This is a genomic window from Streptosporangium sp. NPDC005286 (assembly GCF_040607515.1).
Taxonomy (GTDB): domain Bacteria; phylum Actinomycetota; class Actinomycetes; order Streptosporangiales; family Streptosporangiaceae; genus Streptosporangium.
The window spans coordinates 140,858-161,053 of record NZ_JBEXGU010000001.1; the positions used below are offsets into that span (position 1 = coordinate 140,858).

Consider the following 20,196-nt stretch of genomic DNA (forward strand, 5'->3'; position numbering starts at 1 on the left):
ATCTGCCGCGACGACGGCCGCTAAAACCCCGCTGCGCCCCTCAACCGTGCCGTGTAACCGCGCGGCGAATCCCGGCGACAACCGGACGGGCGGCTCTCAGCCCTCGACGATCTCGTGACGGAGGTGCTCGCGACTGAGGTCGAGGAGCATCCTGACGTGGGCGTCGGCGAGACGGTAGTAGATCATCCGGCCGGACCGGCGATTGGCCACGATGCCCGCCGTCCGCAGCAGCCTCAGGGCGTGCGACACGGCGGTGTCGCTGACCTCGACGGTCTCGGCGAGATCGCAGACGCACAGCTCACCGGCCTCGAGCAGCGCGTACAGCAGCTGCGCGCGGGTCTGGTCGCCCAGCAGCCTGAACAGGTCGGCGAGCCGGGCCGCCTCGCTCGGGGTGACAAGGCGATCCCGTGTCGCCGCCACCCTGGCCTCGTCGGGCTCCACGGTCACGCACGCGTCCAGACCGGCGACGACTTCCATGGGCGAACTCCTGAACAGATACTCAAATGATAACGACTATCGTACCAAGTCGCCCGGACGGCGGCGGGTCCCGCGAGCCCGGCGGGACGGTCAGTCCTGCTTGGCGCTCAGTGGCTGGGCGATGTCCTCCAGGCTCCTGCCCTCGGCCTTGACCCCGAGGAAGAGCTCCACCAGCCCTGCGATGATCATGAGGGTCGCGCCGATACAGAAGGCCAGCGCCGTGTCACCGGGTCTGCCGCTCTTGACCAGGTTGGCGAAGACCAGCGGTCCGGACACGCCACCGGCGAAGGTGCCGATCGCGTAGAAGAACGCGATCGCCATGGCCCGGGTCTCCATCGGGAAGATCTCGCTGACCGTCAGGTAGGCCGCGCTCGCCCCGGCGGAGGCGAAGAAGAGCACGACGCACCAGCAGGCGGTGAGCGTGACCGCGGTCAGCACCCCCTGGTCGAACAGCCAGGCCGTGCCGAGAAGGAGCACCCCGGACCCGATATAGGTGCCGGAGATCATGGGGATGCGGCCGACCGTGTCGAACAACCGCCCGAGCAGGAGCGGGCCGAGGAAGTTGCCGACCGCGATGACCGCGAAGTAGTAGCCGGTGTGGGTGACGATGCCGAAGAAGGTCGACAGGATCTGTGCGTACCCGAAGGTGATGGCGTTGTAGAGGAACGCCTGACCGATGAAGAGCGCCAGGCCGAGGACCGTGCGCTTGGGGTAGCGGGCGACCATGGTGTGCGCGATCCGCCCGAAGCCGATCGACGTGCGCTGGTGGATGGTCATCGACCGCGAGGGCTCGTCGAGCGGGATGCCCTCCTCGCGCTCGATCCGCTTCTCCACCTCGTCGACCAGCCTCTCGGCCTCCCGGTCGCGGCCGTGGATGAACAGCCAGCGAGGGCTCTCCGGCACGTGTCTGCGGACCAGCAGGATGGCCAGGCCGAGCACCACCCCCATCCCGAAGGCGACACGCCAGCCGATGTTCAGCGGGAGGTTGTCGAGCAGCGGCACGGTCAGCAGCGCGCCTCCGGCGGCGCCGAGCCAGTAGCTGCCGTTGATGATGATGTCGATCCTGCCGCGATGGCGGCTCGGGATGAGCTCGTCGATGGCCGAGTTGACGGCCGCGTACTCGCCGCCGATGCCGAAACCGGTCAGGAACCGGAACAGGAAGAACCACCAGACGGAGAAGGAGAACGCCGTCGCGGCGGTGGCGACCAGGTAGACGGCCATCGTGATGATGAACATCTTCTTCCGGCCGAACCTGTCGGTGAGCCAGCCGAAGAACAGCGCCCCGAGACACGCCCCCGCCACGTAGAGGGCCGCGGCCTGCCCTGCGACCTGGGCCTGGGTGATCGCCAGGCCGCTACCCTCCTTGGCCAGCTGGGCGGAGAGGTTTCCGATGATCGTCACTTCGAGGCCGTCGAGGATCCAGACGGTGCCGAGGCCGACGACGATCATCCAGTGCCATCGTGACCACGGCAGCCGGTCCAACCTCGCGGGAACCTTCGTGGTCACGGTCCCCGTCTGAACGTCGCTCACGACAGGAGCGGTTACCCCCGCATAACCGGCTTATGCCGGTGTGAGACGCGCCGTTTCATTGGTCCTCAGCTGCACGATCAGGACAAATCCCCACCTTTTCGATACATTGCGCGAGCATGGGGAGACTTAATCCTGTTTAGGGAGATCAATGAAAGCCCGGATCACGGGCGTCGCGACGTATCTGCCGGAACGGACCATGTCCAGCGCGGACGTGGAGCGGCGGATCGAGGGCTACGTGCCCTACGGAGGCGTCGTCGAGAGGCTGACGGGAGTCCGACGGCGCCATGTGGCCCGCGATGACCAGCAGGCCTCGGACCTGGCCGCCGAGGCGGCCCGCGGCCTCGACCACTCAGGCGTCGACCTGCTCGTCTTCGCGTCGGCCTCGCAGGACATGGTCGAGCCCGCCACCGCGCACATCGTGGCGGCCAAGCTGGGACTCTCCTGCCCGGTGTTCGACATCAAGAACGCCTGCAACAGTATGCTCAACGGGATCCAGATCGCCGAGGCGCTGATCCTGTCCGGGGCGCACCGCAAGGTGCTGGTCTGCTCGGGCGAGATCCCTTCACGGGCGATCCGCTGGCGGGTCAGGGATCGCGCGCAGTTCGTCGACTCCTTCGCGGGCTACACGATGTCGGACACCGGAGCCGCGGTCATGGTCGCCGCCGATATGGAACGCGGCATTTTCTACCGCGACTTCGCGGCCGACTCCACGGCGTGGGCGATCGGCACCCTGCCGGGAGGCGGTTCGGCGCATCCTCGCGACCCCGAATACTCCTACTTCCGCGGCGACGGGCGCAGGTTGAAGGAGGCGTTCGAGATGATCGGCCCGGACATCTTCCTCAACGCGCTCAAGCGCACCGGCCTGACCTGGGACGACTTCGCCATCGTGGCGGTACACCAGGTGGCGCTGCCCTACCTGCGCTTCCTGGCCCAGGTGCTCGGCATCCCCGCCGACCGGCTCGTGGTCAGTCTGCCCGAGCACGGCAACTGCGCCTCGACCACGCTGCCGCTCCAGCTCGCGCTGGGCGGCTGGCGGCCTGGCGACCGGGTGGCGCTGCTCGGGCTGGGCGGCGGGATCAGTACCGGCGTGATCCTGGCGGAGATGTGATGGACCTCTGGGTGATCATCCCTGCCTACAACGAGGCCCACGGCATCGAGGCGACGCTGAGGGCGCTGGCCGAGCAGGACGACCGGGACTTCACACTGCTCGTGGTGGACAACGCGAGCACCGACGGCACCGCCGAGATCGTCCGGCGGCACGGTGTCCAGGTGATCGTCGAGACCCGGAAGGGCACGGGCGCCGCCTCCGACACCGGCATGCGCCACGCCATCGCGCACGGGGCGACCCATCTGGCCAGGACCGACGCCGACTGCCTGCCCCGCCCCGACTGGGTGCGCAACATCCGGCGGGCCTTCGGCGACGGGCTGGAGATGGTCGGCGGCCAGTTGCGCCCCCGGACCGACGAGTTCCGGCTGAAGTTCTGGGAGCGGCACCTCATCCCGTTCGTGGTGGAGGTGGCGGCCACCTTCGGGCGCTTTCGGCCCGGCAACAGGGACCCGCGCTACCTGGGGCCGTACGTGATGATGCCCGGCGCCACCCTGGCCATCACCGCGGAGCTCTACGACCGCGCGGGCGGTTTCCCCAGGACCGCGATCGAGGAGGTCCACGAGGACCGCGCCCTGGTCAACCGGGTGCGCATGCTCACCGCCGCGTACGGCTCGCGCCGCGACGTGGTGGTCTTCGGCTCCGTGCGCAGGCTCAGGGCGTACGGCCTCGCGGGCACCCTCGCCTGGTATGCCGACCACCACTACCGCCCAGAAGTGATCGACGTCCGGTGAACCACGAGACGCGGCTCTACCTGGCCGCGCATCCCTTCGCCTACCCGCTCCTGCGACTGCTGGCCAGACTCGGGCCGGTGGTGCGGGTTCCCGGGCTGGGCGTCGTGGTCAACGACGCCACCGTCGCGCGGGCCGTGCTGATGGACGAGCGGTTCCGCAAGGACGGTCCCGGATCGCCCGGCGACCTGTGGACGCCCGTGCTCGGCCCCTCCGTGCTGCTCAACATGGAGGGAGCGGGCCACCTCGCGCTGCGCAGGAAGCTGATGCCGCTGTTCACCCCCGGGTACGTCTCGGCGCTGGTGGACGACGTGCTCCGCGGGCCGCTCGACGACCTCTCGGCGCGGCTGGGACGCGGCGAGGCGGTCGACCTGGTGGACGCCATGCGGCTGATGGCCGGAGCGGTGATCTGCCGGGTGATCGGGCTGGGCGAGGTCTCCGAGGCTCGGGCCAGGGAGCTGTTCGCGGACGGGGAGCGGGTCGTCTCGATGGTCTCGCTCCGCTCGCGGCGGCTGTCGGATCGGCAGGTGGCGGCCGCCCGGCAGGTGCTGGACCGGATCGGGGACATCGCGCAGGCCGCCTATGAGGCCGCCGACGAGTCCACGGTGATGGGCCGGATGCGGGCACAGGGGCTCTCGCCCGCCGAGGCCAGGGGAGCGGCCGGGGCGTTCTTCCTGACCGGTACCGAGACGGTCGCCACGTTCGTCCCCCGGCTCTTCGCCCTCCTGCACGACCACCGGACCCCGGTGGACGACCTGGACCGGATCATCGAGGAGGCCATGCGGGTCACCACGCCGACCCCGCTGATGCTCCGCTCGGTGTCCACCGCCGCGCGCGTCGGCAAGGCCGCGGTGCGCCCCGGTGACCGGGTGCTGATCGTCACCCACAACTGCGCCAGGGCGTACGGCCCGTTCGATCCCTCCCGCCCCCACCCGCCCGAGCTGCGCAGGCTCTGGTTCGGCGCGGGCCCGCACTTCTGCATCGGCTACCCGCTGGCCCTGGCGGAGATCCGGGCGGTGGCCTCCGTCCTGCTCTCCCACCGGGTACGCGTCCTGCGACGGCGCGCGGCCAGAGGGGTCCTCATTCCCACCTACGAGCACCTGTGGGTCAGTGCCACATGAACGACATCATCAACGGGATCATGGCCATCGCCGGGCGGGAGCCGGGACGGACCGCCATCGTCGACGGCCGAGGCCGCGAGATCACCTACGGTGAGCTCGCCCGCCGGGTGTCGGCGGTCCGCGACGCGATGGGCGGACCGTCACCTGAGGACGGGATGCGGCCCGGGGACGGGGTGCTGTTCGCGGTGCGGCCCGGGGTGGACGCGGTGACGCTGGCGCTGGGGGCGGTCGCGGCGGGCGGGACGCTCGTCCTCGCGGACCCCGGGCTGGCGCCCGACGTGCTCGCGGCCCGCATGGCCGCGACCCGGCCCGCGTGGGTGATCAGCGAGTCCCTGCTCTACACGCTGAGCGGCCCGCTCAGGAGCCTGGCCCGCCGCCGCGGCCTGCTCCTGCCGAACCTCGCCGATCCGCTTCCCGGCCGGCCCGTCCGCCACCTGTACACCGGCCCGTGGCTGCCGGGGGTTCCCCGAGGGGCGCTGCGGCTGCCTGGGATCCTCCGATCGCCGTCCGGCCCGTCCGGGCCGCGGGCGTACCGATCCGACCCGGACCAGCCGGCGGCGGTGATCTTCACCTCCGGGACCACGGCGCGCCCGCGAGGGGTGGTGCACACCCGAAGATCGCTCGCGACCGGGCTGGAGATGTTCAGAAGCGTGTTCCCGCTCGGCCCCGGCGACATCGTGCACACCGACCAGCTGATGCTCGGCCTCCCCGCCCTGCTGGCCGGGGCGACCTGGTCACTGCCCGGAGGCGGGGACCTCGCCGCCGAGCTGGCCGCGAGGCGGGCCACCCACACCTTCGCCGTGCCGGTGCACCTGGACAGGCTGCTGCGCCAGACCCCCAGACTTCCCGGAACCCTCCGCTACCTCCTGCTCGGCGCCGCCCCCGCCCCGCCGGGCGTGCTCCGGCGCGCGATCGAGGCCGGCCCCGAGGTGCTGTCCGTCTACGCGATGACCGAGGCGCTCCCCATCGCCATCGCGTCGGCGCGGGAGAAGCTGGCCCAGGCCGAGGGGGACCTGCTCGGGGCACCGCTGCCCGGTGTCGGCGTCCGGATCGCCGAGGACGGTGAGCTGTTCGTCTCGGGGCCCCACCTCGCGCGGTGCTACCTCGGTGAGGAGCCGTTGCGCGAGATCGCCACCGGCGACCTGGTCCGGCTCGACGCCGGTCGGCTGGTACTGCTCGGCCGGAAGAAGGACATGATCCTCCGCGACGGCGTCAACATCTATCCGGGCCTGTACGAGTCCGGCATCGCGGCGCTGCCCGGGGTGGCCGAGGCCGCGATCGTCGGACTCGCCGACCCCGACACCGGGGACGAGGAGGTCGTGCTGGCCGTCGTGCCCACCGGCGGCTACGACGAGGGCCTGCTGCGCGGGGCACTCCCCGAAATCGTGGACTCGGCGGCCCTGCCCGACCGGATCGAGCCACTCGACGCCTTTCCCCGCTCGGGGCGGGCCGACAAGCTCGACCGGGCCGCCCTGCGGGACCTGGTCGCCCGCCGTGACTGAGCATCGGGACCGCCCGCATCGGGCCGGCACCGATCCCGGGCCGGGCGGCAGGGCGTTGCGGGTCGCGGTGACGGGGGCCTCGGGGTTCGTGGGAGGCGCGGTCTGCCGGGCGGCCGTGGCGGAGGGCTGGACGGTGTTCGCCTTCGGCAGGCGGTCCGGAGTGGACGGCGGGCACGTCGGCCACGCGCCGTACACACCGTGGGATCTCCTCGGCGGGCGACCGGAACCGCGGGAGGTGGACGCGGTGATCCACTGTGCCGGGAGCGTCACGGACTGGGGGCCGGCGCGCGACATCTGGGCGGCCAATGTCGACGGCACCCGCAACGCGGCCGCGGCCTTCCCCGGCGCCAGGTTCGTGCACGTCAGCACGGCGAGCGTCTACGACCCGTTCCTGCCGACCGTGATGGCCACCGAGGAGGCCGCCCCGGTCGGGCGGTACGCGAGCGCCTACGGCGCCTCGAAGGCCGCCGCGGAGAGGTGTCTGGAGCGGGCGGTCATCCTGCGACCGCACGCGGTCTACGGCAGGGGGGACACCACGCTGCTTCCCCGAGTCCTCGGCGCGATCAGGGGTGGCAGGCTTCTCGCGGTGGGCGACGGGCGCCAGCGGATCAGCCTGACCTCGGTGGACAACCTGGTCCTGGCCTGTCTGCTCGCCGCCGCGGGCCCCGTCGACCACGGTGTCTTCAACGTGACCGACGCCGAACCCGTCATACTCGACGACGCCCTGCGCTCGATCCTCGCGGAACGCGGCGTCGACGCCGAACCGTACTATCTGCCCCTGAAGCTGGTCGACCCCGTCGCGGCCGTCGCCGAGGCCGCCTTCCGGCTGCTCCGACGCCCGCACCCGCCCCGGCTGACGCGCTACGCCGCGGGCCACCTGGCCGTCGAGCGGACCCTCGACATCACCGCGGCGCGCGCCCGCCTCGGCTACCGGCCGTCGGCGACGTCGTTCGTCGGCTCCTCCGACTGGTGAGCGCGGGATTCGAACATGGCGGCGGCGGCCTGGTAACGGATGAGCCCGTTCCTGGCGACGAAGACCACCCCCGCCATGAGCAGGCCGAGCGTGAAGAGCACGCGCAGACCGTTTCTCAGGAAGGCGGTCAGCGCGTCGAATATCACGAGCACGGCGGCGACCGGCAGGCCGCCGGGGCTGGTGGAGTCCGGCAGGTAGATGTTACGTAGCGCGGACATGGCGATCGCCAGCGTGAACATGCTCCCGGCCATGCCGATACCGGCACCGATCAGTGCGGTGCACCGGTCGCGGGCCAGGAAGACCCCGGCGGCGATCAGAGCCGGTGACGTACCCGCCAGGACCCACCTCAGTGAGATCAGCCTGTCATGGATGTGGTCGATTTTGGCCACGGCGGAGGCGGGGAGCACCTCGGCGACGGGATGTGTCCTGGGCAGGCGGGAGGCGGCTTCCAGACCGCCGCTCCGCAGCCGGTGTTTGACCAGTTCGTACATCGGGGCGAGGTCGTAGCCGATGCTGCTTGGTATGCCGGAATCCGCGCTCAGGACCGCGACGAACCGGCGGTGCGCCAGCCTGTTGGTCTCCACCCAGGCGGTGACGAAGTCATCGTCGACCTGATCCCCCACCGCGTTGTGGACAAGCCCCTCCTCGGCCGCGACACCCAGCTCGCGCAACCTCAGGGTGATCTCGTCGGCGACGCGACCGGTGACCGCGTCCCTTACGTCCGGGTGGCGGGCCAGCGGCGCCATGTTCCTGAGGTAGCCGCCGGGGTCCGCCACCTCGTTCGCCGTCCAGAACGCCACGAGGGTAAGGGGCGCGAGAAGGCAGCCGAGCGCGATCAAAATCGAGCTGATCATTTTACGCACGGGACCTCCTAACCGCTTTACCTGGAAATCCCCTCGTTTGCCAGTCAAAATCGATTACGTGTCCTTTTTGACCATAACTTGGAGGTCAGCGTCATCCCGACGGCGCGATCTGGTTTACAAACCTTGACCGACCACCCTCAGCGCGTCGAACAACCACATAGCCCATTCAACTGGAAACCGTTACTAACCTGCGACGTATTGGGGTGACGGACAGGAGATGTAGGGCTATGGCCGATAACACGGGGCGGACAGGCGTCGGATCGAGTCTGGCACTGACACTGGGCTCGGCCGTTCTGTGGGGCCTGGCCCATGTCTGGGCGGGCCGCCGCCTGACGGGCGCCTTTCTGATGGGCATCGAGCTGACCCTCGCCGGAGCCGCCGCGATCGCCGTGCTGACCGCGGGGCCCGCCCTGCTCGCCCTCGCCGTACAGCCCGCCTGGCTCTGGGCCTTCGCGCTCGCCGCGATGTTGCTGGCCGCCGTGGCGGTGGCCGTGGTCATACACTCCTACCTGCTGGTGCGGCCGGAGTCGTCATCGCCCGGGGCCCAGTACCTCTCAACCGCCGCCGTCGGCCTGCTGTGCGTGCTGGTGACCGCTCCGATGATCTATGTGGCTCGGCTGGCCTACGTCTCCCAGAGCGTGGTGACCTCGGTGTTCGCGGAGAGCATCACGCCGATGCCGACGGACCCGTGGAAGGGTATGGAGCGGATCAACATCCTGCTCATCGGCGCGGACGCGGCGGCCAACCGGGTCGGCGTGCGCACCGACAGCATGACCGTGGCCAGCGTCGACACCCGGACCGGCGAAACCGTGCTTTTCGGCCTGCCGAGGAATCTGGAGAAAGTCCCGATGCCGCCGGGCCCGGCCCGCGAGCGATTCCCCTTCGGCTTCGAAGGCGAGCCGCCCTACACACCGGGCATGCTCAACGAGGTCTACCAGTACGCCGAGGACTACCCGGAAATGGCCCCGAAGCTGGGCAAGAGACACCGCGGCCCCTCGCTGCTGAAAAGGACGATCAGCGGCATCCTCGGACTCGACATCTCCTATTACGCGATGGTTGACATGAGGGGTTTCGTGGAAATCGTCGATGCAATGGGCGGCGTGCGGATCCGCATCAAGGACCCCATCGTGTACGGCAGGCAGAACGAGGGCCGGATCGAGGCGGGCCGGCGGAAACTCTCGGGCGAGGAGGCGCTCTGGTACGGCAGGTCCCGCACCTTCAGCGACGACTACGTACGGATGAGCCGCCAGAAATGCCTGCTGAACGCCGTCGCCAAGCAGGCCGACCCGGTGACGGTGTTCAAGAGCTTCGAGAGGCTGGCCACCGCCACCGTCGAGGCGATCTCCACCGACATACCGCGGCAGCTACTGCCCGACCTGGTCGAGCTTTCGGAGAAGGTGAAGAACTCCAGGATCAGGAGCCTCCAGTTCGTGCCCCCGCTGATCTATACGGGTGCGCCCGACTACCACCTGATCAGGCGTGAGGTCACCGCCACCCTGGCGGCCCCGCCCGCCGGGGCCGACGCCGCCGTGCCCGCCGTGCCGACGGGGAACCGCGGCAGGAACGCCGGGGAGCGCGCGGGGGCGAGCGCCGTCGTCCTCGACTCCGCCTGCGACTGACGGACGGCAGACCAGCGGGTAACGGCTGATGAGCGACACACCCGGCGCGTTGAGAGCGCCCACGAGTGCCGGAATGCTGTTATGGAGTGATTACTTAGAGTCACCATGGAGGTAAGAGGATGAAACGCCGCCTGGCCAGCCTGAGCCTGCTCACCGCGGTCGCCGTACCCGCTGCTGGATGGCAGCCGGCCTGGGATGATCCGGTCCCCTCGCTCTCCATCTCCCTCGACGACGGGACGAGGGACACCACTCCCGGCGCGGAGAACACGTACACGCTCCGTATCAACAACCAGGGAACCACCCGGTTGAGGCACATCCTCCTGGTGCAGTCCCTGCCGCCGTCGATGACCTTCGTGAAGGCCGACGCCGGAGGCCGCGCGGAGCAGGGCAAGGTGGCGTGGACCGTGAACGTCCTGCCCAGGAAGGAGACCGTCGTCCACCTGAGCGCCCGGGTCGGCGCGGTCGCGGGGGCGCAGGTGCGGGACCTGGCGACGACCGCCTGCGCCCGCAGGAGCGCGGCCGGCCCCGTGCTGGTCTGCGCCACGGACGTCAACACCGTGGCTTCGCCGGAGACGACCGACTGGGTCCTGCCGATCTCACTGGCCTCCGCCGCCGCGGCCGGGCTGGCCACCGCCGGGTTCCTGCTCCGTCGCCGTCGCCGCCGGGCCCAGCCGGCCTGACCCGCGCGAGAGTCCTGGTCCGGCGTTCCTCATCGGAGACCGTCCTGACGGCCTCAGCCTCCCGGTCGCGCGTTCGCGACCTCCGTTGAGGAACGGAGCATCAGGGCGTCCCGCGCCGGCGACACAGCCGCGGGGCCAGGCCGAGGCCGAGGAGCAGGAACCCCGCCAGGACCGGTCCGAGCGGCAGGCCCGTGAACGGCAGCGCGGGACGGCCCGGTCCCGCGCAGGGCCCGCCGACGGGACAGGGGATCGGCAGGGGCCGTTCCCAGGCCGACCCGTACGACGGCGCGGAAGACGGCTCAGGCACCCGCGCGGGCGAAGGGATCCGGGCGGGCGACGAGGTCCGGACGGGCGAGGGGATCGGCACCAGATCGGAAGCGGGCGGCGACACCGGTTCCCGGCCGGGGACCGGCGCCGACTCCGGTACATGATCGGTGACGGCCCCCGGTTCCGGGCCGGGGCCGGCCTCCGACGCCGGCGCCGGTGCCGGGGCCGGGGCCGGGGCCGGGGCCGGGGCCATCCTCACCGGCTCCGTCCCGCAGTCAGGATCGGTCGACCCCGCGGAGCAGTTGGACTCGGGCTTCACTCCCACCACCTCGTCGCGCAGCATGGAGTCGCCCGGGGGAGGGTCGCCCACCGTGACGCGGTAGGTGATCGTCACCGCGGACTCCGCCGGAATGTCACCCCGCCAGTCGAGCACCGGCTCGGCGTAGCTGACGGTGCCCGAGGAGGCCTCCACATCGCCGAACACCGCGTCGTCGAGCACCCCCGACAGATCGTCCGTGAGGCGGGCTCCGGGGTACGCGATCCGCCCCGGGTTGGTGACCGTGATCGTGTAGGTCACGGTGTCACCCGCCCCGGGCTCCTCCGGCGTGAGCGTCCTGCCGATCGTCACACCCTCCACCGCGACCCGCTGCGCACAGCCGAGGCTCGCCCCGGGAACGGGCTCACCAAGCTTGGCCGGTCCCGGCGCCGGGCCGGGGCAGTTCGTCCCGCCCCCACGAGCCTGGACGGCGCTGTCCAGCACCCGGTCCCCGGTGTCGGGGGTGTTCACGGTCACGCTGTAGGTGATCGTGACCGTCTCGCCCGCCGGGATGTCGCCGGTCCAGGCCAGCTTCGACGCGCCGTACGAGACGGTTCCATCCGTGGCCCGCGCGTCGCCGTTGTAGATCGCGTCGTCGAGCACCCGGGAGAGTTCCCCGGTGAGCGCGGCCCCCTGATAGGCGGCGGTGCCGACATTGCCGACGGTGACCGTGTACGCGACCACCTCGCCGGGATCGACCGTCTCCCGGTCCGCGGTCATGAGGACGTACAGCAGCGGCAGGCCGGGCGCGTCGAGGTTGCCGCAGGCGGGATCGGTGGAACCGGCCTCGCAGTTGGAGCCCTCGCCACCGACCAGTTCGCCGGAGAGCCGCAGGTCCCCCGCCGGAGGGTCGTTCACCGTGACTCCGTAGCTGACCGTCACCGTCTGACCGGCGGCCACATCCCCCGACCAGGTCACCCTGGACTCGGCGAAGGAGACCGTCCCCGAGGTGGCCGACTCGTCGTGGTCGAAGTCCGCGTCGTCGAGCACGCCCGACAGGTCGTCGGTGAAGGTGAAGTCCGGCCGGTCGTCGTCACCGGTGTTGCGCAGTTCGACGGTGTAGGTGATCTTCTGCCCGGGCCTGGCGAGGACGGGCGAGGCCGTCTTGGTGATCTCGACCCCCGCCTCCTCCACCTCCGCCGGAGCGGGCAAGGACCTCCCGCCGGACTTGGCGGGAACAGACGAGACCGTCCTGGTGGCCCCGGCCCCCGCCCCCGCCGCCTCCACCTGAGCGGACAGGGCTCTCTCGCCGGCCTCCGATCGATGCGGAGACGTCACGGTGGCCGGGTGGGACGGCGGCGTCTCCGTCCCGTTCCGGGGCGGGGCGGACACGACCAGCGGCGTCGCGAGCATCGCGAGCGCGACCCCCCACGCGGCGAATCCGTCGGCTCGCCGCTCGGAAACGCGACGTGACCGGGTATCGGTACCTATCACCAAAGCCCCTTGCTGACCCCTTGTCCACGATCCCGCCGGGGGGCTCAAGATCAACCGACTCGGGGTGGGATACCCGGGCGGCCGGGGTCTCACCGGAGTCGACGGCAAACATCTGCCCTACCCGTACCCAAGGCCGTCGCCGAGTCCGTACAGGAGGGAGCGAAGCGGTAACGGCGGATCTTCAGCACCGGTCATGACATGGCAGGTGTTTTCCCTCAGACCCCACATCCGTACTTGTCATGAGAGACCACTTTCATCCGTGTTCGCAGCGCGGACACCCTCCCAGCCCGCTCGGTGATACACGTCACGCGCCCTCGCCCGCCGTGGCATGATGGTCCCCCGCAGTAGTTGCAATGATTTTCATAATCAGATTGGATCGTCGTCGTGAGGGTGGCATTCGTCGGCAAGGGCGGCAGCGGCAAGACGACTCTGTCGGCGCTGTTCTCGAGATACACAGCGAGCCGGGGCGGTCCCGTCGTGGCCGTCGACGCCGACATCAACCAGCACCTGGGCATGGCACTGGGAGTGGCCGATGGCGCGCTGCCAAGACCGATGGGCTCGCACCTGACCGAGATCAAGGAGTACCTGCGAGGTGACAACCCCCGCATCTCCTCGGCCTCGGCGATGGTCAAGACCACCCCGCCGGGGCGCGGCTCGCGACTGCTCCGCCTCGACGAGCGGAACGACCCGATCCACCGCGGATTCGCCGCCGCCGCACCCGAGGGGCCCCTGCTGATGGTCACCGGGCCGTTCAGCGAGGATGACCTGGGAGTGGCGTGCTACCACTCCAAGGTCGGCGCCGTGGAGCTGTATCTCAACCATCTGCTCGACGGCGCGGGTGAGTACGTCGTGGTCGACATGACGGCCGGGGCCGACTCATTCGCCTCGGGGCTGTTCACCCGCTTCGACATGACCTTCCTGGTGGCCGAGCCGACCCGCCAGGGGGTGAGCGTCTACCGGCAGTACCGTGACTACGCCGCCGACTACGGCGTGCCGATCGCGGTGGTGGGCAACAAGATCCACGGTCCCGGGGACGTGTCGTTCCTGCGCGAGCAGGTCGGCGACGACCTGCTCGTCTGCCTGGAGCACTCCGCGGCGATCCGCGCGATGGAGCAGGGCCGCCCCTTCACCCTCTCCGACCTTGAGGTGGCCAACTCCCGGGCTCTGGGCACGCTCCTCGACCATCTCGACGCCCAGGAGAAGGACTGGGACCGCTTCGGCCGCCAGGCCGTGCGGTTCCACCTCCGCAATGCCGAGGCCTGGGCCAACAGGGCCACGGGCGAGGATCTGGCGGCTCAGATCGACCCCGACTTCGTCTTCGGGCCCACGCGAGTGTCGCTCTCCCGCTAGATGGAGCGATCACCACGCCCGACCTAGTGTCTGATTGATCCCCTTCCGAGAGGAGAACGCAGTATGTCGCTGACCGTTTCGAACGATCTTCTCGACCAGGCCAGGACCGGTGAGGTGGACGACGCGGCTTTTGTCACCTGCGTCAGAGACTCACTGCCCTACGCCTGGTCGCTGATCAGCGACCTGGTCAAACAGCGTGAACATACCGGTGCCGAATTCGCCGACAACACCGTGCCGCCGCCGGACGAGGCCGCCCGCGGCCAGCTCCTGCGCGCGCTCGCCAGCGACGCCATGCGTGGTGCCCTGGAGCGGCACTTCGGGGTGCGGCTGGCCTTCCAGAACTGCCACCGGGTCGCGGTCTTCGACCCGGCCGCCACCGGGGCCCACGCGGAGTTCATCACCGCCAGGTCTCAGATCCTCAACCAGACGCCCGAGCTCGTCGACTGCTGACGGCGGCCTCACTCCGAGGCCTTCCTTCCCCGTGCCCGCCGCACCCGGCGGGCACGGCCGGAAAGCCTGGGCAGCACCTCGGCTCCCAGCCGCCTGATGTTCTCAAGGGTGCGGGCGCCCTCGCCCGCGCCCTCCACCATGAGGATCAGGTGCCGCAGGCCGGTGACCTCGGCGGTCCGCTCGATCCTCGCCACGCAGAGATCGGGCGAGCCGACCGGATGCGTCCCGCAGAGGAAGTCCACGTACTCCCCGACGTCGCGCGCCGGCCGCGCCCGCCCGTCCACCGGTACGTATCCCGCGAGACCCGGCTCCAGCCAGCGCGGCATGGCCTTCCGCATCTCCCGCACGGCCTGATCCGTCGTGTCGGCCACATAGCCCACGGCCGCCGCGACATGACCGGGCGGTGACAGCGGGCCCGCCGCCAGCGCACCGTAGTCGCGGATCATGGCAGCCTTCTCCTGATCCCCGACATGCATGCCGAGCAGCATCGGCAGCCCGCGCTCGGCTGCGATCAGCACGGTCGCGGGAGAGGTACACGCGACGATCGGCCTGATCCGGGCCGCCGGCACCATCGGCACCTGCCTGAAGTTGAAGAACTCCCCGCTCGCGGAGAGCGTGTCACGCGAGAGCGCCTCGCACAGCAGGTCGAGCGACTCGCGGAAGCCGCGCTCGAACCTCGCCAGGCCCGTGCCGAACACCTCCAGGTCCACCCACGGCCCGCCCCTGCCCACCCCCAGGGCGAACCGGCCCCCGGAGACCTGGTCGAGGATCGCCGCCTGCTCGGCCAGATCCACCGGATGCCGGGTGGACAGGACGCTCACCGCCGTCCCGACCCTGATCCTGGCGGTGCGCCCCAGCGCCACACCGGCCAGCGTCGCCGCCGACGGGCAGACACCGTACGACATGAAGTGGTGCTCGGCGATCCACGCGTCATCGAATCCCGCCTCCTCCGCGGCCACGACCGCGTCCACAGTGTCGCGCAGCACCTCTCCCGGTTGCCGGCCGGGAAATCCCGCCGCGACCAGGAAGACTCCGATTCGCACTCTTCGATGATGTCCGATGTCCGCCGCTAGCCGAAGAGGTCGAGCTGGCCCTCACCGGCCAGTGGGTTGCGGTGCCTCTTGAGGTGGCGCCAGCGGGGCAGATCGTCCAGGTACGACCAGGACAGGCGGTGGTGCTCCGTCGGGCCGAGCTCGGCCAGGGCCGCCTGGTGGACCGGGGAGGGGTAACCCGCGTTCTCGGCGAACCCGTACTCGGAGAAGCCCAGCGAGGCCATGTAGGTGTCCCTGCGGACCTTTGCGATCACGGAGGCCGCGGCCACGGAGACACAGGACAGGTCGCCCTTGACCTCGCACCGGACCGGCCAGGGTGCGCCCAGATAGTCGTGCTTGCCGTCCAGCACGACCACGTCGGGCCGGACGGGAAGCCCGGCCAGCGCCCTCCTGGCCGCCCTGCGCAGGGCCTCGGTCATCCCGAGCGCGTCGATCTCCTCGTGGGACGCCTCGCCGTACCCGATACCGGCCGCCCAGGCGGTGATCTCGGAGACCATGGCGGCGCGGCGGGCGGGGGTGAGCAGTTTGGAATCGGTGAGACCGGCGGGCGGTTCCGACAGGTCGGTGACCACGGCGCAGACCGCCACCGGGCCCGCCCAGGCTCCGCGCCCGACCTCGTCCACCCCGGCGACCAGCTTGGCACCGCCGTCGTTCAGCAATCGCTCGAGCGCGTAGGAGGGAGGCATGCGCCGACGTTACCGGCAGGGGAGCGCGACCGCCTCCCGGTGTGCCCGAGGGCGTCATCTGGGCACGGGCTCGACCGCCTCCAGGTCGGCGGCGAGGAGCCTGGCGGCGACGTGGACGGCCCTGAGGGTGACGGAGACGGCAGGGCGGTGAACGCTGGAGGATCGGGCGACGGCGTGGACGGTCCGGCCGACCTGCGGGCCGGGCAGCCGGCGGACGACGATGCCCCGGACCCCCGCGGCCAGCGCCAGGGCGGGAACGGCAGCGATGCCGATGCCCTTGGCGACCAGGCCGATGATCGTGCTCAGTCCCTCGAACTCCCAGGGCACCGGCCGGTGGCCACCGACGTCGGCCATCAGCCGGTCCACCGCCAGCCGGGAGGGCTCGCCGTCCGGGGTGGCCATCCAGGGCTCCTCCCTCAACTCGCGCAGGTCGACGGGAATGTCGGGGGAGGCGAGCCGGTGCGTGCGCGGCACCACGAGCACCAGCGGATCGCGCAGCAGCGGGAAGACCCGCATGGTGTCCGGTTCGCGTATGCCGCCGTACCAGTCGTCGATCAGGGCGATGTCCACCTCGCCCGACTGCACCTCGCGCATCCCGCGCCCCGAGCGCCCCTGCCCCATCCGCAGGGTGATCTCGCCGTGTCGGCGGAGCGTCCTGGTCAGCGCGGGCGCGAAGGCCACCGCGGCGGTGGGGAAGGCGGTCACGGTGACCCGTCCCGCCGGGGTGACGGCCTGGGCCGACAGGTCGGACTCGGCGCTCTCCACCATGGCCAGGATGCGCTCGGCGTGCTCGACCAGGCGGCGCCCCGCGTCGGTCAGCTCCGCGCTCCTGGCGGTTCTGTCGATCAGCGCGGTCCCGGCCTGGCGCTCCAGCGCGGCCAGCTGCTGGGAGACCGCCGAGGGGCTGTAACCCAGGGATGCCGCGGTGGCGGCGATGCTGCCCCGGCGGGCGAATTCGCAGATCAGCGCGAGTCTCCGCAAATCAAGCATCAGCTTTCCTTATGCCCACCCGCGAGAACCGAAGCTTGTCCTTACGCCCCTACCTCATCAGGGTTGGGAACGTTCCGCAACGAGGGAGGGAACCTCACGATGAACGTCACCCTTTCCGCCACCCTGGCGGCCAACGAGGACATCGAACGAAGACGGCTCGCCGGGGAGCGCGTGCTGCACCTGGCCTTCGGAGAGGCGGGGCTGCCCGTTCATCCGGCTCTGCGCGAGCGGCTGGCCGCGGCGTCCGGGCACAACGGGTACGGACCTGTCGCCGGCGCGCCGGTGCTGCGCGAGGCGGCCTCCGGCTACTGGTCGCGGCGGGGTCTGCCCACCGACCCGGAACTGGTGGTCTGCGGCCCCGGGAGCAAACCCCTGCTGTACGGCCTGCTGCTGGCGATCGGCGGCGACATCGTGCTGCCGATGCCGAGCTGGGTCAGCTACGCCGCCCAGGCCGACCTGGTCGGGGCGCGGTCCCTGCTCGTTCCCGCGCCCGATGGCGAGGGTGGGGTGCCCGACCCCGAGCGCGTGGCGGCGGCGGTCACGCACGCCCGCGCCCAGGGACGCGAGGTGCGTTCGCTGCTGGTCACACTGCCCGACAACCCCAGCGGCACGCTGGCCGGGGCGCCCACGATCCGGCGGATCGCCGAGGTCGCCCGCGAGCTCGACCTCACGATCATTTCCGACGAGATCTACCGCGACCTGGTCCACTCCCCGGCCACCGGCTTTCTCAGCCCCGCCGACGTGGCCCCCGAGCGGACCGTGATCACCAGCGGGCTCAGCAAGAGCCTGGCCCTGGGCGGCTGGCGGATCGGGATGGCCCGGCTCCCGTCCGCGGGACTGCGTGACCGGCTGCTGGCGGTCGCGAGCGAGATCTGGTCCAGCCCGGCCGCACCCGTCCAGCAGGCGGCGGCGTACGCGTACACCGAACCGCCGGAGCTCGTCGAGCGGATCGGCGAGAGCCGCAGGTTGCACGGCACGGTGGTGCGGGCGGTGCACGAGCGCCTCGTCCGCGCGGGCGTAAGGGTGGACGCGCCGCAGGGCGGCTTCTACCTCTATCCCGACTTCACCGGGCTGGACTTCGCGTCCTCCGCCGACCTGTCGGCGTATCTGCTCGACCGGCACGGCGTCGGGGTGCTCCCCGGCCACGTCTTCGGCGACGACCCGGCGGCCCTGCGGGCGCGGGTGGCGACCAGCCTCCTGTACGGCGAGACGACGCGGCGTCGGCTGGCCGCGCTCGGTGCTCCCGACCCCCTGGGGCTGCCCTGGATCTCGGCCTCGCTGGACCAGTTGAGCGAGGCATTGGCCGGCCTGCGCGCCGCTCGGCGGCCACCCCGCCCGCAGGTACGCGCCCCGCTCGCCACGGCCCCCGCGACGGGGTGAGATCGCATCGCGACCCCCGCGTCGGCGACGCGCGTTCCAAGGGTGGATTTAGCACCTCTGGCCTGGTCTTTCTTACCGCGGAGAGCCCTGGGGGCGGTGCTTCTCATGATGCTCGCCAAGATGTCTCGTGTCGTTTGGCACCAGGAAGGGGAAAGAGCCCTCATTATGTGCTCATGCCCGCTTCTGTCACCCTGTCCGGGCGCCTCTTGCGCCTGGAACCGCTCAGCCTCGCGGTCGTCGACGACCTCGTCGCCGCGGCGAGTGAAGACCGTTCTACCTACGGCTTCACCCGCGTCCCCAATGGCCGGGACGAGATGGTCTCCTACGTGGAGGCCGCTCTGGCTGAGCAGGCGGAGGGCCGCACGATGCCCTTCGCCATCCGGTGGCTTCACACCGACCGCGTGGTCGGTGCCACCCGTCTCATGAACCTGGAGTACTGGCAGGGTCCCATGCCCTGGCCTCCGGGCACTCGTGGGGCGGTGGGCGATGTCCCGTCCGTGGCGGACATCGGTTACACCTGGCTCTCCGCCTCCGCGCAGGGGACCGGTGCCAACCGCGAGAGCAAGTACCTGATGCTCTCCCTCGCCTTCGAGACCTGGCAGGTCCACCGCATAACCCTCAAGGCCGACATACGGAACGTACGATCCCGGGCCGCCATCGAAGCCCTCGGCGCGCACCTCGACGGTGTGCGGCGGGCGGAGAGCCGAGGCGCCGACGACACGGTCCGAGATACCGCGTACTACTCGATCCTGAGCGACGAATGGCCGATCGTCCGAGAACGGCTGCGCGCGCGGATGGGCCTGTTCGAGGCCGCGTGAGACGCCCCTGGACAAGGGGTAACGCAAGGAGAACCAAATAAACCGACAAAAGCCATATAACGGTCAAAGCTCACTTTAACTACTTAATGGAACAAAAGGCCCGCCCGGGGCTCCGGGCGGGCCAGGTACTCGTCTGATGTCGTACGCGGGTCATGGGAGGCGTTCGTACGCCGCGCCACCGAGCGGGTCACGAGGTGGGATTACTCCTCGCCGTCGACCTCGTAGATGTAGCGCCACTTGCCGCACAGTGTCCGCTTGGCGTCGTGCTTGTCCCAGTAGCAGACCCTGACCTGCAGGTTTTCGACCTCTTCCCGAACGAAGTGGAAGGGGGTGTAACCCTGGGAGCCGCACTTGCGCGCCCAGTAGTAGCTCTCCTCGCCCTCGTGGTCCTCGATCTTGAACTGGACGTAGCCGCAGAGCCAGCCCGGCGAGTACTTGTCGTAGACCCTGCCCTGGACGTGGACGCTGTCGTCGTCCTCGGTCCAGACGCGACCCTTGGCGCTGGCGCGGGAGTCGTCGTAGTACTTGGAGTAGTAGGAGCCCCAGAACTCGTCGTAGTCGCTGGAGGCGGCCGGGCCGGCGGTGGAGGTGGCGGCCGAGGCCGGAGAGGCGAGGGCCGGAACACCGATCGCGATGACGGCGGTGGCGGCGGCGAGACCGAGGAGTTTGCTGATCGAGCGGCGCATGATGGTTCTCTCCTTGAGGGGGCGGCTCCCGACTTCCTCTAGGAGCCATGGCTCATTGATAGGCTCGCCCGCCTTCATCACGCTTACAGCGCCTTTATCCATACCTGCAATCCGCCGACATGTCGGGCATGGCCGCCCCCGTATGGGGCCATGCCCGACAGCCACA

The 20,196-nt window shown here is 70.5% G+C and carries 19 protein-coding genes; 11 read left to right on the forward strand and 8 right to left on the reverse strand.

The genetic code is table 11. From position 1 onward, the window contains the following. Nucleotides 1-96: 96 nt before the first annotated feature. Nucleotides 97-477 carry a metalloregulator ArsR/SmtB family transcription factor gene (locus ABZU75_RS00650; RefSeq protein ID WP_350913531.1) on the reverse strand — a complete coding sequence of 127 codons (381 nt, stop codon included), beginning with the start codon at nt 475-477 and terminating at the stop codon, nt 97-99. Nucleotides 478-567: 90 nt separating this feature from the next. After that, nucleotides 568-2,007, reverse strand: a complete 1,440-nt coding sequence (locus ABZU75_RS00655) for an MFS transporter (RefSeq protein WP_355547538.1) — start codon at nt 2,005-2,007, stop codon at nt 568-570. A gap of 148 nt (nt 2,008-2,155) precedes the next feature. Here ABZU75_RS00655 and ABZU75_RS00660 point away from each other — a divergent pair, with 148 nt between their 5' ends. Genes ABZU75_RS00660 through ABZU75_RS00680 form a run of 5 tightly spaced genes read left to right on the forward strand, consistent with a single transcriptional unit; the run spans nt 2,156 to nt 7,439 of the window. Next, nucleotides 2,156-3,115, forward strand: a complete 960-nt coding sequence (locus tag ABZU75_RS00660) for a ketoacyl-ACP synthase III (protein ID WP_355547541.1) — start codon at nt 2,156-2,158, stop codon at nt 3,113-3,115. Further along, complete coding sequence (locus ABZU75_RS00665; protein ID WP_350952970.1) at nt 3,115-3,846, forward strand: glycosyltransferase; 732 nt, start codon at nt 3,115-3,117, stop codon at nt 3,844-3,846. Before ABZU75_RS00660 ends, ABZU75_RS00665 begins: the two co-directional genes overlap by 1 nt. Further along, entirely contained in the window at nt 3,843-4,964 is a 1,122-nt protein-coding gene (locus ABZU75_RS00670; RefSeq protein WP_350952972.1) for a cytochrome P450, read from the forward strand. Before ABZU75_RS00665 ends, ABZU75_RS00670 begins: the two co-directional genes overlap by 4 nt. Then, nucleotides 4,961-6,466: a class I adenylate-forming enzyme family protein gene (locus tag ABZU75_RS00675; protein WP_355547546.1), complete on the forward strand. Its 1,506-nt coding sequence runs from the start codon at nt 4,961-4,963 to the stop codon at nt 6,464-6,466. The genes ABZU75_RS00670 and ABZU75_RS00675 overlap by 4 nt, the downstream gene beginning before the upstream one ends. Further along, on the forward strand, nt 6,459-7,439 hold the full coding sequence (locus ABZU75_RS00680; RefSeq protein ID WP_355547549.1) for an NAD(P)-dependent oxidoreductase: 981 nt from the start codon (nt 6,459-6,461) through the stop codon (nt 7,437-7,439). The genes ABZU75_RS00675 and ABZU75_RS00680 overlap by 8 nt, the downstream gene beginning before the upstream one ends. Here ABZU75_RS00680 and ABZU75_RS00685 read toward each other — a convergent pair. Then, a complete protein-coding gene (locus ABZU75_RS00685) occupies nt 7,394-8,302 on the reverse strand; it encodes a hypothetical protein (RefSeq protein ID WP_355547552.1) in 909 nt (302 codons plus the stop codon). The genes ABZU75_RS00680 and ABZU75_RS00685 overlap by 46 nt on opposite strands. 227 nt (nt 8,303-8,529) lie before the next feature. On the opposite strand from ABZU75_RS00685, the gene ABZU75_RS00690 reads away from it, so the two are divergent. Together ABZU75_RS00690 and ABZU75_RS00695 are read left to right on the forward strand one after the other, a co-directional pair. After that, nucleotides 8,530-9,921 carry an LCP family protein gene (locus ABZU75_RS00690; RefSeq protein WP_355547555.1) on the forward strand — a complete coding sequence of 464 codons (1,392 nt, stop codon included), beginning with the start codon at nt 8,530-8,532 and terminating at the stop codon, nt 9,919-9,921. A 119-nt stretch (nt 9,922-10,040) separates the two neighbouring features. After that, nucleotides 10,041-10,601: a hypothetical protein gene (locus ABZU75_RS00695; RefSeq protein WP_355547558.1), complete on the forward strand. Its 561-nt coding sequence runs from the start codon at nt 10,041-10,043 to the stop codon at nt 10,599-10,601. 100 nt (nt 10,602-10,701) lie between these two features. Here ABZU75_RS00695 and ABZU75_RS00700 read toward each other — a convergent pair whose 3' ends face one another. Further along, the gene (locus ABZU75_RS00700) at nt 10,702-12,618 is read right to left on the reverse strand and encodes a hypothetical protein (RefSeq protein WP_355547561.1); all 1,917 of its coding nucleotides are present in this window, start codon (nt 12,616-12,618) and stop codon (nt 10,702-10,704) included. 384 nt (nt 12,619-13,002) lie between these two features. Between ABZU75_RS00700 and ABZU75_RS00705 the strand changes: the two genes are divergently transcribed. Both ABZU75_RS00705 and ABZU75_RS00710 read left to right on the forward strand, forming a co-directional pair. After that, nucleotides 13,003-13,968, forward strand: a complete 966-nt coding sequence (locus tag ABZU75_RS00705) for an ATP-binding protein (RefSeq protein ID WP_355547564.1) — start codon at nt 13,003-13,005, stop codon at nt 13,966-13,968. Between the two features lie 63 nt (nt 13,969-14,031). Continuing rightward, complete coding sequence (locus tag ABZU75_RS00710) at nt 14,032-14,418, forward strand: SCO5389 family protein (protein WP_343971632.1); 387 nt, start codon at nt 14,032-14,034, stop codon at nt 14,416-14,418. An 8-nt stretch (nt 14,419-14,426) separates the two neighbouring features. Here ABZU75_RS00710 and ABZU75_RS00715 read toward each other — a convergent pair whose 3' ends face one another. The 3 genes from ABZU75_RS00715 to ABZU75_RS00725 are packed head-to-tail and all read right to left on the reverse strand — an operon-like array spanning nt 14,427 to nt 17,146. Beyond that, nucleotides 14,427-15,461 (reverse strand): LLM class flavin-dependent oxidoreductase, encoded by a 1,035-nt coding sequence (locus ABZU75_RS00715; RefSeq protein WP_355547569.1) that lies wholly within the window; start codon nt 15,459-15,461, stop codon nt 14,427-14,429. 26 nt (nt 15,462-15,487) lie between these two features. Continuing rightward, a complete protein-coding gene (locus ABZU75_RS00720; protein ID WP_350913557.1) occupies nt 15,488-16,156 on the reverse strand; it encodes a ribonuclease HII in 669 nt (222 codons plus the stop codon). Nucleotides 16,157-16,210: 54 nt separating this feature from the next. Then, entirely contained in the window at nt 16,211-17,146 is a 936-nt protein-coding gene (locus tag ABZU75_RS00725; protein WP_355547572.1) for a LysR family transcriptional regulator, read from the reverse strand. Nucleotides 17,147-17,245: 99 nt separating this feature from the next. Here ABZU75_RS00725 and ABZU75_RS00730 point away from each other — a divergent pair, with 99 nt between their 5' ends. Together ABZU75_RS00730 and ABZU75_RS00735 are read left to right on the forward strand one after the other, a co-directional pair. Continuing rightward, nucleotides 17,246-18,526: a pyridoxal phosphate-dependent aminotransferase gene (locus tag ABZU75_RS00730; protein WP_355547575.1), complete on the forward strand. Its 1,281-nt coding sequence runs from the start codon at nt 17,246-17,248 to the stop codon at nt 18,524-18,526. A 173-nt stretch (nt 18,527-18,699) separates the two neighbouring features. Next, entirely contained in the window at nt 18,700-19,344 is a 645-nt protein-coding gene (locus tag ABZU75_RS00735) for a GNAT family protein (RefSeq protein WP_350952992.1), read from the forward strand. A gap of 200 nt (nt 19,345-19,544) precedes the next feature. On the opposite strand, the gene ABZU75_RS00740 is transcribed toward ABZU75_RS00735, so the two are convergent. Then, nucleotides 19,545-20,030 carry a hypothetical protein gene (locus ABZU75_RS00740; protein WP_355547580.1) on the reverse strand — a complete coding sequence of 162 codons (486 nt, stop codon included), beginning with the start codon at nt 20,028-20,030 and terminating at the stop codon, nt 19,545-19,547. Nucleotides 20,031-20,196 lie beyond the last annotated feature (166 nt).